Annotated in this window: 10 protein-coding genes; 4 read left to right on the top strand and 6 right to left on the bottom strand. The window is 52.4% G+C overall.

Going from position 1 to position 13,851, the window contains the following annotated elements; genetic code table 11:
• Position 1 precedes the first annotated feature (1 nt).
• The 4 genes from argB to OIM03_09415 form a co-directional block, all read right to left on the bottom strand.
• The gene (gene argB, locus OIM03_09430) at positions 2-859 is read right to left on the bottom strand and encodes an acetylglutamate kinase (GenBank protein HJI74470.1); all 858 of its coding nucleotides are present in this window, start codon (positions 857-859) and stop codon (positions 2-4) included.
• 61 nt (positions 860-920) lie between these two features.
• The gene (argC, locus tag OIM03_09425) at positions 921-1,895 is read right to left on the bottom strand and encodes an N-acetyl-gamma-glutamyl-phosphate reductase (GenBank protein ID HJI74469.1); all 975 of its coding nucleotides are present in this window, start codon (positions 1,893-1,895) and stop codon (positions 921-923) included.
• A gap of 18 nt (positions 1,896-1,913) precedes the next feature.
• Positions 1,914-2,930, bottom strand: a complete 1,017-nt coding sequence (argF, locus tag OIM03_09420) for an ornithine carbamoyltransferase (GenBank protein HJI74468.1) — start codon at positions 2,928-2,930, stop codon at positions 1,914-1,916.
• A gap of 35 nt (positions 2,931-2,965) precedes the next feature.
• Positions 2,966-4,144 carry an amidohydrolase gene (locus tag OIM03_09415; GenBank protein ID HJI74467.1) on the bottom strand — a complete coding sequence of 393 codons (1,179 nt, stop codon included), beginning with the start codon at positions 4,142-4,144 and terminating at the stop codon, positions 2,966-2,968.
• A gap of 283 nt (positions 4,145-4,427) precedes the next feature.
• Here OIM03_09415 and OIM03_09410 point away from each other — a divergent pair, with 283 nt between their 5' ends.
• From OIM03_09410 to OIM03_09400, 3 genes are all read left to right on the top strand, one after another.
• A complete protein-coding gene (locus OIM03_09410; protein ID HJI74466.1) occupies positions 4,428-6,461 on the top strand; it encodes a TonB-dependent receptor in 2,034 nt (677 codons plus the stop codon).
• A 517-nt stretch (positions 6,462-6,978) separates the two neighbouring features.
• Positions 6,979-8,532, top strand: a complete 1,554-nt coding sequence (locus OIM03_09405) for a DEAD/DEAH box helicase (GenBank protein HJI74465.1) — start codon at positions 6,979-6,981, stop codon at positions 8,530-8,532.
• A gap of 463 nt (positions 8,533-8,995) precedes the next feature.
• Positions 8,996-9,277, top strand: coding sequence for a glutaredoxin (locus OIM03_09400; protein HJI74464.1), 282 nt, complete (start codon positions 8,996-8,998; stop codon positions 9,275-9,277).
• Between the two features lie 64 nt (positions 9,278-9,341).
• Here the strand turns inward: OIM03_09400 and OIM03_09395 are convergent, their stop codons facing one another.
• Positions 9,342-10,229: a LysR family transcriptional regulator gene (locus OIM03_09395; protein ID HJI74463.1), complete on the bottom strand. Its 888-nt coding sequence runs from the start codon at positions 10,227-10,229 to the stop codon at positions 9,342-9,344.
• Positions 10,230-10,369: 140 nt separating this feature from the next.
• Here OIM03_09395 and OIM03_09390 point away from each other — a divergent pair, with 140 nt between their 5' ends.
• On the top strand, positions 10,370-11,464 hold the full coding sequence (locus tag OIM03_09390; protein ID HJI74462.1) for an alpha/beta hydrolase: 1,095 nt from the start codon (positions 10,370-10,372) through the stop codon (positions 11,462-11,464).
• Positions 11,465-11,876: 412 nt separating this feature from the next.
• Here the strand turns inward: OIM03_09390 and nadE are convergent, their stop codons facing one another.
• Entirely contained in the window at positions 11,877-13,745 is a 1,869-nt protein-coding gene (gene nadE / locus OIM03_09385) for an NAD(+) synthase (GenBank protein HJI74461.1), read from the bottom strand.
• Positions 13,746-13,851: the final 106 nt, after the last annotated feature.

The following is a 13,851-nucleotide window of genomic DNA, read 5'->3' as shown; positions in this document are numbered from 1 at the left end:
ATCAGGCGGAGAACATGGTTCCGAGTCCTTCGTCGGTTAAGAGTTCGATGAGGAGAGCGTGCGGGATCTCTCCATTGATGATGAAGACTTTCTTGACGCCGCCTTTGATGGCGTCGGTGCATCCGTCGACTTTGGGGATCATGCCGCCTGCGATGGTGCCGTCTTTCTTCAAGGCTTCCGTCTCTTCGACGGTGAGGGACTTGATGAGGCTGCAGGGGTTGTCCTTGTCCTTGAGGACGCCGTCGATGTTGCTCATGAAGACGAGACATTCGGCGTTCAGGGCAGCTGCGATTTCAGTGGCTGCTGTGTCGGCATTGATGTTGTGCGGCTGTCCTTTGTCGTCGATGCCGACGGAGGAAATGACGGGGATGTAGCCGCCGGCGAGGAGGTTGTCGATGATGCCTTTATTGACGGCGTCGATTTCTCCTACAAGGCCGAGGGCCGGGTCCTTGGTGTGGACGTGGATGAGGTTGCCGTCGATGCCGCAGAGGCCGGCTGCCTTTCCGCCAAGGGCTGTGAGTTCAGCGACGAGGCCTTTATTGATCTTGCCGGCAAGGACCATCTGCACGACTTCCATGGTGTCTTCGGTCGTGACGCGGAGACCGTTCACGAAGTGGGATTCGATGTGGAGGGCATCCAGCATATGGTTGATGTCAGGGCCGCCTCCATGGACGAGGATGACATTGACGCCGACGAGGCGGAGAAGAAGGATGTCCTGCATGACGGATTTCTTCAGTTCCGGATCGGTCATTGCATTTCCGCCGTACTTGGCAACGACGTATTTTCCTGCGTATTCTTTGATGTACGGGATCGCCTGGGTGAGGATCTCGGCGCGTACTGCATTGCTTGCCTGGTTCATGGTAAGTCTCCTTTTCGGGGTATAAAGAGGGCTCCCTCCTTATGGAAGGAGCCGCTTTTGCTTAGAGGACAAGGCCGGTCTCTGCCGGGAAGCCGAGCATGATGTTCATGCATTCGATGGCAGCTCCGGAAGCGCCTTTGCCGAGGTTGTCAAAGGAGGCGAGGACGAGGATGCGGTCGTCGTTTCCTGCGATGTAGATGGTGAGGCTGTCTTTGCCGGCATCCTTGTTCGCATTGAGGAAGAGGCCGTTCGTTTCGTCGGTGGTAAGATCAGAAATTTTGACGATATTGGAACCGTTGTAGCAGCGTTTGTAGATTTCATGGAAATCGTCGATGTCGACGGATCCGGGAAGTCCGCAGGGGAGCTGCAGGAAATGGGTGTGGAAGCCGATGGTGACCTGCATGCCGGCCACATAGTCGGCTACGATTGGCGAGAAGATCGGTTCTTCGCAGAGTTTGCAGACTTTCGTGATTTCCGGAAGGTGCTTGTGCTTCTGGGAGAGTCCGTACTGGCGGGGTGCCTTGAGTTCTTCTCTCATGTTTTCTTCGTAGTCCTTGATCATGGATTTGCCGCCGCCGCTGTAACCGGTGAGGGAGAAGCAGTGGAGCGGGTAATTGATCGGGAGGACGCCGGCTTTGACGAGCGGGTAGAGGATGGAAATGACGCCGGATGCGTGGCAGCCAGGGACTGCGACTTTATCCGCTTTGGCGATGGCGTCTTTCTGCTGCTCGGAAAGTTCAGGGAATCCGTAGACCCAGTCCTCTTTCGTCCGGTGGGCAGTCGAGGTGTCGAGGATGCGGATGCCTGTGCCTTCGGTGGCTTTGACGATTTCCCTGGATGCATCATCCGGAAGGCAGAGGAACATGATGTCGGCTTCCTTGGCGAAGGAAACGATGGTATCGATGTCCTTTTTCTTGTCTTCGGGAAGGGAAAGAAGGTCGATGTCTTTTCTGCCGGACAGGCGGTCATGCAGGCGGAGGCCCGTGGTTCCTGATTCTCCGACGATAAAGACTTTTGGCAGTGATTTCTGTGTCATGATACTCATCCTTCTTTCTTATTCATGAATGGGATACTCGGCAAATGAGGCGACCATCACGGCTTTGATGGTCGGGAGCCTGTTGGCGGCTTCCTGGAAGGCCAGGGAGAACGGCGCTTCGAAGACGTCGTCTGTGACTTCGATGCCGTCGAGGCCGAATCTTTCGTAGATGTCCTTGCCGACTTTTGTCTCGGTATTATGGAAGGCCGGGAGGCAGTGGCAGAAGACGGTGTCCGGATTTCCGGTGTTCTTGATTATGTCCATCGTGATGCGGTATGGCATGAAGAGTTTGATGCGTTCGCCCCAGAGTTCGTAGGGGTCGCCCATGGTGACCCAGACTCCGGTGTAGATGACGTCGAGGCCTTTGACGCCTTCGATGGGATCGTCGGTGAAGGTGAAGGTAGCACCGGTCTTCTCTGCAATTTTCTGGCATTTGGCGAGGAAATCGTCTTCAGGGAAGAACTGGGCGGGCCCGATGATGCGGAAGTCCATGCCTGCAAGGGCTGCGCCGGCCATGAGGGCGTGCGCCATGTTGGACTGTCCGTGTCCGACGTAAGCGAAGGAGAGTTCATTCAGCGGTTTCTTGAAATGTTCCTTCAGCGTCAGGAAATTGGCGAGGGTCTGTGTCGGGTGGTCGTAGTCGGTGAGGCCGTTCCAGACGGGAACGCCTGCCTTGGCTGCGAGTTCTTCGACAGCGGACTGCTTGAAGCCTCTGTATTCGATCGCGTCGAACATGGATGCGAGGACGCGGGCGGTGTCGGCAATGGATTCTTTCTTGCCGATCTGGCTGCCTGTCGGTCCGAGGTATGTGGTGAAAGCGCCCTGGTCTCTGGCAGCGACTTCGAATGCACAGCGGGTTCGTGTGGAATCCTTTTCGAAGATGAGGGCGAAGTTCTTGCCCTTCAGTGTCTGGATTTCCTTGCCTTCTTTTTTGTCTTTTTTAAGAGCGGCTGCGAGGTCCAGGTAGTATGCGAATTCTTCGGGTGTGTAGTCGGTCATGCTCAGGAACGGTTTATTGAGTAAGCTTTTCATGATATACCTCTCAGAGGGAAATGTTCTTTCGAACGGGATTATTCTTTGGCTAAAGCTTCGAGGCAGGCGCCTGCTTCCATGATGATGCCCAGTGGAAGGATGGATTCGTCTAAAGCGAAGCTTGCATTGTGCAGGGCAGGAGTCCCTTCCTTGCCGGTACCGAGCCAGAGGAAGGCGCCGGGGAATTTTTCAAGGTAGTAGGAGAAGTCTTCTGCGCACATGGACGGGAATTCCGGATGGGTGATGTGTTCCTTGCCGATGTAGGTCTTGGCGACGTCATCGAGGAAGTCGATCTTTTCCGGTGTATTGATCGTGGCGCTGTGGCCGCGTACGTAGTTCAGTTCGGAATGGGTGCCAAACGTGTAGTCGAGCCCTTTGAGGAGTTCTCCCAGACGCTGTTCCATCTTGTCGCGAAGGGCAGGTGTGTAAGTACGGACGGTGCCTTCGAGGTAAGCATCTTCGACGCCTACGTTGTAGCGGGTGCCTGCATTCATGAGGCCGATGGTGCATACGACGTTTTCCATCGGATTCATCTCACGGGAAATGAGTGTCTGCACGTCGATGATGAAGTGGGCGGCGGCTACGAGGGCATCAGTGCCATTGTGCGGCTGTGCTGCGTGGGTGGATTTCCCTTTGACATGGACGTAGAAACGATCGGATGCTGCCATGAGATTTCCTTTTTTCAGTCCGACCTGTCCGACGGGAAGTTCAGGCCATACGTGGAGGCCGTAGATTTCTTCGATGTCATCGAGCTTGCCGGAAGCAGCGATGTGGCGTCCGCCTCCGATGGAGGCTTCTTCTTCAGCCGGCTGGAATACGAGCTTCACAGTGCCGTGGAGCTGGCTCTTCATGGACTGGAGGACAGCGGCAGCACCGAGAAGGATGGACATGTGGCCGTCGTGGCCGCATGCGTGCATGACGCCTTTGTTTTTCGAAGCAAAGGGCAGGCCTGTCAGTTCGGTGACGGGGAGGGCATCCATGTCGGCTCTGAGGGCTACGGTCTTTCCGGGAAGATCGCCTTTGATCGTCCCTAGGACTGCCGTTCCGAAGAATCCTGTTTCGAAAGGGATGCCGAGTTCAGTGAGGACCTGCTGGATATAAAGGGAAGTCTCTTTTTCTTCTCCGGACACTTCAGGATATTCATGGAAGTGTCGTCTCCATCCCACCACCTTTGGCAGGATCTGCGATGTTTTTTCCTTGACTTCCTTTTCGTACATTCCGAGGACCTCTTTTCTATGGTATAAATGCATGTTTATGCAATCTTGCATAAACGATATCCGGCGGATATGTGGATAATTTCCATTAAATCTGAATTTTTTAGGAAATATAAAAATCCGCACGCTTTTGGATTGAGATAATAATACAACCTTTAGAATAAATATTCAATAGGTTACATAAATATTTTTTGAAAAATTTTTTGAGAGCGCATCCGGACCATGAAGTATAATAGAAAGGAATGAATACAGGCAGCCTGCTTGTCAGGCTCTGGCAAGGGGGATTATGATGAATCAGCCGCGCGGCTCTATTAATAAGAAAAATATAATAAAGAAGGCAGTGCTTCTTTCGCTGGGAGGGGCTCTCTTGATGCCGATTTCTTCCGGCGCAGAAGATGTATATTCGCTTCCGGAAATGGTTGTGACGGCAGAAAAGATGCCCGTCGAATCGAAGAAGGAACCGCAGGCGGTCCAGGTCGTCGATCAGAAGGGAATCGAAAGCCTTGGCGCGGTGAATGCGACGCAGGCCCTGGAGCTTGTGACGGGGATTAATCTTTCAAGCGGCAAGGCCGGCAGCACGGCTTCGATGGGCGGCACGCAGGTGATGCTGCGCGGCATGAATACGAATCAGGTACTGATCCTTGTCGACGGCAGGCGCATGGCAGATGAGGATACGAGCCAGACGAAGAATGCCTACCTTCTTTCAAGGATTCCTCTTTCCACGATCGACAAGATCGAAGTCGTGAGGGGCCCGTCGGGCGCGATGTACGGATCGGACGGCATGGGCGGCGTCATCAATATCATCACGAAGAAGCCTGACAAGGAAGAAACGGTGCTCGGCTTCCATACGGGGGAGGCGGAGTGGGGAGAGGACCTTAGCTATACGACGGGGAAACTTGGCCGCTGGAATTCTACTTTCCATTACAGCACGGCAAAAGTGCGCCCTCTTTCCTACAGGAACCAGGGGACGGATGAACGCGGCATCATTACGGACGGCTGGGACGTCCCGGGCTATGGCAGAAGGCAGGAAATCGGGCTTGATACGGTCTATGATTTCGAGAACAGGAATGAGAACAAGGTGCGCTTCGGCGTGAATTACTTCGATGAATCGATGCTGACGCGCTTTGCTGATGGCGGCATGCAGATGGGCCGGCTGTACCTGCCGCTCCAGAAGGACGACAGAAGCCGCATCGACCGTCATGAGACGGACACGTTCCTGACGTATACAGGAAAGACAGACAGAAATGAATACGAAGGCAGCGTTTCCTACAGCCGCCTCACGAAGAATTCAAAGACGAGCAATGACCGCCCTGATTTCACGGGCATCCTTCCGCCTTTTGTGAATTCCATGCTGGACACGTTGTACCCAGCCAGCGATTACGACAAGGCTAAGTACACGGAGTGGGCGCTTTCCGGGAAAGACACGATGACCTTTGACAAGCACCGCGTGACGTACGGCGGGGATTACCGCATGACGTCGTACACGGGGACGCGCCTTGGCGAAGGAAAAGAGGAAGAAGGACACAGCATCGAGAATGCGGCGCTCTATGTGACGGATTTCTGGACGATGGGAGGCGGCGTGACGCTGACACCTTCCTTCCGCATGGAGCATAACAACCGCTTCGGCGATTACGGCGTGCCAAGGCTGGGCGCGACATGGGAGCTGGATTCCCATAACAGGATCAAGGCAGACTATGGCGCCGGATACCGCGCACCGACAGTTTCGGAAATGTACCTCGATCTCAACCATTTTGCGTACCGCATTTACGGCAATCCCGATCTTTCTCCGGAGAAATCCCGCTCGCTCGATCTTTCGTATGAATGGGAAATGGGAAATCTCAAGGGCAAGGTGACATGGTTCAAGAACCGCGTGAAGAACCTGATCGACATCGTGCAGGTGAGCGATGCCGTCTACCATTATGAAAACGTGAACCGCGCTGACATCGAGGGCGTGGAGACGGAGCTTACCGCGCCGATGGGAAGCCGCTGGAACTGGCGACTTTCGCATGTGTACCTCGATGCCGTGAACAAGACGGACGGCACGATGCTCGACAACCGCGCGCGCCATACGGTGACGGCCGCTCTTTTCTATGATGATCATGATGATTACGGCTGGTCGGGCGCTGTCTGGGATACGTTCCAGGACCACTACCGCTTCGATGATGAATCGTATACGTTCCAGACGCTGAATACATCCATCCGGAAACGCTGGGGCGACTGGTCCATGACGGCCGGCGTCTATAACTGGTTCGATAAGAAAGTGGACGACCTTTACGTCCATGGAAGAGAATGGTTCACAGGCATGCAGGTCAGACTGTAAGAGAATATAGAGAGACTATGTAGAGAGCTGCGGGAGTGCAATGCATTTCCTGCGGCTTTTTCTTTGCGTGGATGCATTTCCTGGATGAGGAAGCGGCGGATGCTCCCGTTTTGCTTCTATGACAATCTGTATGAAATGGAATAGTATTTCGGTGGTTATGTGGTATTTCCAGCCGTTTTCAGGAAATATTTCTGATTTTGAGGGATTATAGATAAAAGTGTACCCTTTTTCTAAAAAATATTGACTATTTTTGATATTTTCTGAAATATTTTACTTTTAATTGAAAAGGTGTGATATAATGATACCAATGAGCAGGCATGTACTAACGAGAACGGACAACCGAGAAACGTAAATCATGGGAGAGACGCTTGTAGTGTTCTCTTTTTTTAGTGCCCGGGAGCGGATGGATCCGCAGATACGAAGACCCGGAAGATGCAAAGATGCATAGATTGAGACGCCTGCCTTTTTTATTAGCGATGAGCGAATGCGTACCCATGGCGCACACAGGAGGAAACACATGTACGAAACTTTTGACGAATTAGGAATCCAGCCGGAAATTCTGCAGGCCGTAAAGGATATGGGGTTCGAGGAACCGACCCCGATCCAGAAGGTCTCCATTCCAGTAGCACTTTCCGGAAAGGATCTGATTGGTCAGGCACAGACAGGCACAGGTAAAACCGCAGCATTCGGTATCCCTGTACTGGAACGCATTGACACAACAAAACCAGGTCCGCAGGCAGTCATCCTTTCGCCAACCAGAGAACTGGCTATCCAGTCCGCTGAAGAAATCAACCATCTTGCACAGTACCTGCCAATCCACGCACTGCCAATCTACGGCGGCCAGGATATTGAACGCCAGTTCAAGGCACTCCGCAAGAAACCAAACATCATCGTAGCTACCCCGGGCCGTCTGATGGATCATATGAAGCGCGGCACGATCGACCTCTCCAATGTACAGATTCTCGTCCTTGATGAAGGCGATGAAATGGTCGATATGGGATTCATCGACGACATCCGCACGATCCTTGCTGCTATTCCGGAAGAAAGACAGACCATGTTCTTCTCCGCTACCATGCCTGGACCGATCCGCGAACTCGCTGAAACATTCCTGAAGGATCCGGAAGTCGTCAAGATCAAGGCGGCTACCGTAACCATCGACCTGATCGAACAGGAATACATCGAACTGCCGGACCGTCAGAAATTCGACGCACTCTGCCGTCTGCTCGATATGCAGGATCCGGAACTGGCCATCGTATTCGTACGCACCAAGCGCCGCTGCGATGAAGTCACCGAAGCTCTGAAGAAGAGAGGCTACATGGCCGAAGGTCTTCATGGCGACCTGTCCCAGCAGAAGAGAGATACCGTCGTACGCCAGTTCAAGGAAGGCACCATCGATATCCTCGTTGCTACCGACGTGGCTGCCAGAGGCCTTGATATTTCCGGCGTTACCCACGTATACAACTTCGATATGCCGCAGGATCCGGAAATCTATGTACACCGCGTAGGCCGTACAGGCCGCGCAGGACAGACCGGTCTTGCTACGACATTCGTCATTTCCAGAGAAATGGGCCAGCTGCGTGACATCGAAAGAGTCATCCGCCGCCGTATTACCCGCCGCTCTGTACCGACACTGACCGAAGTCATCGAAGAAAATCAGAAGGCTGCTATTGAAAGCCTTTCCGAAACAGCTCAGGCTGGCGGACTCGAACAGTTCCGCGAAAGCGCTGAAGAACTCCTGAATGACCAAGACTCCGTATCCCTCGTTGCAGCAGCTATCAAACTGCTGACCAAACAGCCGGACGTTACTCCGGTCAAGATCACGGAAGAAGCTCCGAACTTCAGAAGAAGAAACGGCGGCGGACACCGTCGTTTCGAAGGCGGAAACCGCCCGAGAAGACACTTCGAAGGACGCGGCGACCGTGAAGGCCGCGGCGACAGAGAAGGACGCCGTTTCGAAGGAAAGCGCGGAGGCCGTCATTTTGAAGGCGGTCGCGGCAATCGTCCGAAAGGACCGAAGAGCCCGAGAGCGCAGGACTCCAATTTCAAACCATACTTCAAGAACTCTGACTGATTGAAGAGAAAGAAAGGCTGCAGCAAAGTGCACAATCATTTTGCTGCAGCCTTTTGTGTTGGTATATTCGATTAGAGGATTGCATGACACGGGTCGATTGGCTTAGCAGGAATACCGAAAAACTTGTTGCAATCGAGGAAATGAACCCTTTGAAAACCATAAAACCAGCCTTCGGCTGAGGAAATGCAACTCATCCGTCTCATACACTAACTTATGAGCCATTTATGGCATTACCATTATTGACAACTGGTATATGAGACACCTTCCCTTCCAGGGCAAGGTCAAGACCGGCCTACGGCCCTTCTCCCCGTCTGGGAAGGCAAGTCCGCATTTTCCGGATTTTGCCACGGTCTTTTTATTGCCCTGATATGACTAAAAAGAATTTTTTCGATACTAGCAATTTCAGGGGAAACAGAGTATCTTAAATACAGGAATCCAAATTTCCAAGAAGGAGGAGTGTTCCATGAAAAAAATTACCATGATCAAGATCCCGGGATGCCCGTACTGCGCGAAAGCGAAGAAGGCATTCGAGGAACTTTGCCAGAAACCGGAATATGCCAATGCAGAAGTCGAAGTGATCGATGAACAGCTGCAGCCGGAGCTCGTCACTCCATACAACGGCAAGTACTACTATGTACCGAGCCTCTTCATCGACGGGGAAAAGCTTTTCGAAGCCCAGCCCGGACAGGATTACGAGACGATCAAGGCAGCCGTAGAAAAAACCTTAAAAGCTGCTGCGGAATAAACGAAGGCAAAAAAAGAGCTGTGGAAATGTGCAATCATTTCTTTACAGCTCTTTTTATTATTCGTTATTCATTGACAGGTTCTTTTTCTGCATCTTCCCGAAGGATTTCCAGGAGGTCTCTGGCGGCAGGGGAGAAGATCTGGCGCTTTTTCCAGACGATGTACATGCGGTTGGAAAGGACGGGAGAAAGGGGCCGGACGGCAAGGCCGTTTCCTGATTCGGCAAGTCCCGCGAAGGTGAGAAGGATGGCCATGTGATTTTTGACGAAGCGGGTGCCATTGTAGAAAAGGTTCAGGTATCCGAAGATGGTCAGTTCATCGCGGCGGCTTCCGCACCAGCGCGGCAGATCGGCGAGGAAGGACTGCTTAGACATAATAATGGGTTCATTTTTTATATCGTCAAAGGTAAGGCTCTTCTTGGCGGCAAGCGGCGAGTCCTCGGGGATGACGGCGCACCATGTATCGACACCCGGGATCCGGATGGAGTCGTAGCGGTCAAGGTCCGGCGGCTCGACGATGATGGCAAAGTCGATGAGGCCCTGTTCCAGAATGCTTGTGACGATGGCCGTGTCTCCGCTTGTGATATGGCAGCGGAGGAAAGGGCGTTTCTTTTTGATCTTTTTGATGGCAAGGGCCAGATGGTCGATCAGGACCGATTCAGCGCATCCGATGCGGACATCTCCTCCCAGGCTGTCAGAGAGAGCGCGGAATTCGGACAGCGTCTTATCCGTGAGGCCTATGATGTCAGCGGCCCTTCTTTCAAGGAGTTCGCCTTCTTCCGTCATGACAAGATTCCGTCCTTCCTTGCGGAAAAGTTTTCTTCCCAGCACTTCTTCCAGGGATTTCATCTGGACAGAGAGCGTTGGCTGTGAAATATGAAGCGATGAGGCCGCTTTTGTCATGCTGCCGACCCGCGCGATTTCCAGAAAATTCCTGAGCAGTTCAATATCCATAGTCATTCACTCCTTTCCTTCATTATAACTTAATCTATTAAGAAATCTAATAGATAACGATTATATATTAATATTAGTAATTTATTTAGATTGAAATTATACTATACATAGATTGAGTGATGCAGAAAGGAAGGATGGAAATGAAGAAGAAATGGGCGGCCATTGCCGCATTGAGCCTGCTCCTTGCTTTGGGCGGAACGACTGCACTTGCTGCGGATGTTCCGGCAGGTCAGGCAAATACGATTACTGTACAGACATCGAAAGGAGATCAGCCATTGAAACTGACAAATGAATGGGACAAAGTGTTCCCGAAGAGCGATTTAGTCGATCACCAGAAGGTGACATTCCATAACCGTTACGGCATTACGCTTGCCGCAGATATGTACACACCAAAGAATGCGAAAGGAAAGCTTCCTGCCATTGCTGTTGCAGGGCCGTTCGGCGCTGTGAAGGAACAGTCTTCCGGACTTTATGCACAGAAGCTCGCCGAAATGGGTTATCTGACGATTGCCTTCGATCCGTCGTTTACCGGTGAAAGCGGCGGCACGCCAAGAGACGTGGCATCCCCGGATATCAATACGGAAGATTTCTCTGCTGCTGTAGATTTCCTCTCCACAAGGGACAATGTCGATCCGAACCGCATCGGCATCCTCGGCATCTGCGGATGGGGCGGCATGGCACTCAATGCAGCTGCCATGGATACAAGAATCAAGGCGACAGTCACCTCTACTATGTATGATATGTCCCGCGTCACGGCCAACGGATACTTCGACAAGATGACACCGGATGACAGATATGAAATGAGGAAGGCCCTGAACGAACAGAGAACAGAAGATTACAAGAATGATACGTATGCCAAGGCCGGTGGTGTCGTCGATCCGCTTCCGGATGATGCGCCGTTCTTCGTGAAGGATTACCACGCTTACTACAAGACAAAGCGTGGCTATCATCCGCGTTCCGTCAATTCGAATGCAGGATGGAACAAGACCTCTGCGCTCTCTTTCATGAACATGCCGCTTCTTTCCTACGCAGGAGAAATCAGAAGCGCTGTCCTCATCGTCCATGGCGACAAGGCGCATTCTTACTACTTCAGTCAGGATGCATTCAAGAAGCTGAAGGGTGACAATAAGAAATTCCTCTCCATTCCGGGCGCCGTCCACACGGACCTCTACGGCCAGATGGATATCATCCCGTTCAAGGCCATTGATGAATTCTTCCAGGAATATCTGAAATAAGGGAAAAGAAATAAGGAAATAAGGTAAAAAGAAGCTGTGATGAAATGTGCGGACATTCCATCACAGCTTCTTTTATATTCAATTATAGGATTGTTTGACACAGGTATATATTTATGTGTTCGTTGGAAACCATAAAGGATGCTTCGCCTTCTTAGAAAATGCAACTCTTTCGCCCAGCATCAGAAAAGTGATAGGCTGGGCACTTTCCCCTCCGGGGACAGTTCGGCGATGTGAAATATAAGAAATCAGTTCTAATTTGTTTTGAACTTATATATCTTCGGCTGAGGAAATGCTGTATCCGTTTACACCTTCCCTTCCAGGGCAAGGTTAAGACCGGCCTGCGGCCCTTCTTCCCCGTCTGGGAAGGCGAGTTCGCATTTTACCGAATTTCTACAGCCTTTTTTGTTTGTAATTAATCTGCCAGAAGTTTTTCCTTGAGGGAAAGGTAGGCGTCGGTGTAGTAGGGGCGGAGCTGGGATTCCCTGAGGTCATAGCCGTACGGACGGCGGCTGACGGCAAGGAGCGGCGGCGTCTGGATACGTTTGGCGACGGCAAAGCCGGAGAAGAGGTTCCACCATTTCTCAAGGTCTTCAATGAAATCTTTGGCCGTCGGGAAAATGTTGGAGACGATGATGGAGCAGCCGATGAGATCTTCAAGATTTCCTTTGGAGTAAGCTTTGAGGATATCTTCGGGTGTCTGCCTCTGCCATGGCTCGATGAAGCTTCTGAAAAGGTGGTCATGGTATTCGTAAATCAGGGGATCGCCTTTTCCCTGCGTGACGTCCTGATTCTCGGAGAGTTCGGCGCTTGGCATGACAGTGAAGATGCCTTCGGGGATGACGGCTCTTCCATACCATGCGTTGAGCTTTCTTCCCAGATCGTAAATTTGGTACTTCCAGAGGTCGGCCGTTGCGGCAAAGGCGCCGGCAAGATCGCCGTAAAGGGTGCCGTATCCGACGGTCGTTTCCGTCTTGTTGGCGTTGCAGGTGAATATGCCGCCAAAGGCAGCAGAGAGTGCGGCAAGGATGCGGCTGCTGCGGTCGCGCGCCTGCATGTTTTCCTTCATGAAGCCGGTCAGATGGACGGTGCCGTCAGGAAGGGGAAGGCCTTCGAGCGCATCGGCCGTTTCATCGATGAAGTCACCGATCGGTACGGTCAGGAGCTGGCAGCCAAGGTTTTCGGCAAGCTCGGCAGCAAGACCTTTTGTGAGCTCGGAGTTGTAGCGCGTGGGCGTATTGACGAGAAGGATATTTTCAGCAGGAAGGATCGAGCGGTAAAGCGCTGCATTCACGGCAGAATCGATACCGCCGGATACGCCGATGACGACTTTGTTTACGCCGATGGCTTTCAGGAATTCAGACGTGCCGTAGCGGAAGGCAGGAAGGAGGAGATTTTCATCTGTCGGTTCCATTTCCGTTTCGGTTGCCAGCGTCAGGTTTTCCTGATTGAAGTAGAAGGTCGAGCGCTCGTCTGTGAAAGGGTTTGCTTCAGCAATGAGCTGGCCGTCCTTGTCGTAAGCAGCAGTCATGCCGTCGTAGGTGTAGCAGTCTTTGCCGTTGTTCTCAAGACCGCGCCTGTTCACATAGAGCATCGGGATGGAAAGGCGGGAGAGGGATTCGGAGAACATCCTGTGGCGCTTGCCGTCTTTTCCCATCGTGAAGGGGGAGGCGGAAAGGTTCAGGAAAAGGGAAATGCCTTTTTCTGCGAGGATGGACATCGGGGAAATGCGGTAGTTTTCATCCCAGCTGTCTTCACAGAGGACGATGCCGCAGCGGAGTTCTTCTTTTCCTGCAGGAAGGACGAAGGGGGAAAGGATATCTTCCGGACGTTTCCCTTCTTCGAGCGCCAGGGATTCCAGGGACGTGAAGTAGCGGCGGTCGTCAAAGCAGCGGTAGTCGGGAAGGAGCGTCTTCACAGTGAAGGGAAGAGGGCTTCCTTCGGGATAAATGAAATGGCCGTTTGATGCGGCAAAAGCGGCATTGTACTTTCTCGGGCGGCCGTCGTCATTGATGAGGTCCCAGTCGACGGCAAGGCTTCCCCAGACGATCGTGAGGCCCTTGGAAAGGGCAGCAACTTTTTCGTTGGCGCGTTCGCATTCTTTCAGAAAAGCATTCTGGTCCCAGAGGTCACCGATGAGGTAGCCCGTGAGGCACATTTCCGGAAGGACGAGGATATGAGCACCCTCGGATCTGGCAAGTGCAGCCTCTTTTTCGATCTGTTTCAGGTTTTCGCGGATGTGGCCCGGGACGGCGGCCAGCTGCGCGGTGCGTATTTTGATCATGTTGGCTTCCTTTGCATAAAAAGCCGGATGGGTATCCGGCGTAATCTTCTACTCCATTTTACAAAAGGCTTACCTCGATGTAAATGCATAATGTACAGGTTTGTTA

This window comes from Veillonellaceae bacterium (genome assembly GCA_025992895.1).
In the GTDB taxonomy this organism is placed as follows: Bacteria; Bacillota; Negativicutes; order Veillonellales; family Dialisteraceae; genus Dialister.
The sequence above is the reverse complement of the archived record's forward strand: the minus strand, read 5'-3'. Positions and strand labels throughout refer to the sequence as shown.

Coding starts and splice junctions, on each gene's coding strand:
- argB (HJI74470.1), bottom strand. CDS start 859: ATGAACCAGGCAAGCAATGCAGTACGCGCCGAGATCCTCACCCAGGCG.
- argC (HJI74469.1), bottom strand. CDS start 1,895: ATGACACAGAAATCACTGCCAAAAGTCTTTATCGTCGGAGAATCAGGA.
- OIM03_09415 (HJI74467.1), bottom strand. CDS start 4,144: ATGTACGAAAAGGAAGTCAAGGAAAAAACATCGCAGATCCTGCCAAAG.
- OIM03_09410 (HJI74466.1), top strand. CDS start 4,428: ATGATGAATCAGCCGCGCGGCTCTATTAATAAGAAAAATATAATAAAG.
- OIM03_09405 (HJI74465.1), top strand. CDS start 6,979: ATGTACGAAACTTTTGACGAATTAGGAATCCAGCCGGAAATTCTGCAG.
- OIM03_09400 (HJI74464.1), top strand. CDS start 8,996: ATGAAAAAAATTACCATGATCAAGATCCCGGGATGCCCGTACTGCGCG.
- OIM03_09395 (HJI74463.1), bottom strand. CDS start 10,229: ATGGATATTGAACTGCTCAGGAATTTTCTGGAAATCGCGCGGGTCGGC.
- OIM03_09390 (HJI74462.1), top strand. CDS start 10,370: ATGAAGAAGAAATGGGCGGCCATTGCCGCATTGAGCCTGCTCCTTGCT.
- nadE (HJI74461.1), bottom strand. CDS start 13,745: ATGATCAAAATACGCACCGCGCAGCTGGCCGCCGTCCCGGGCCACATC.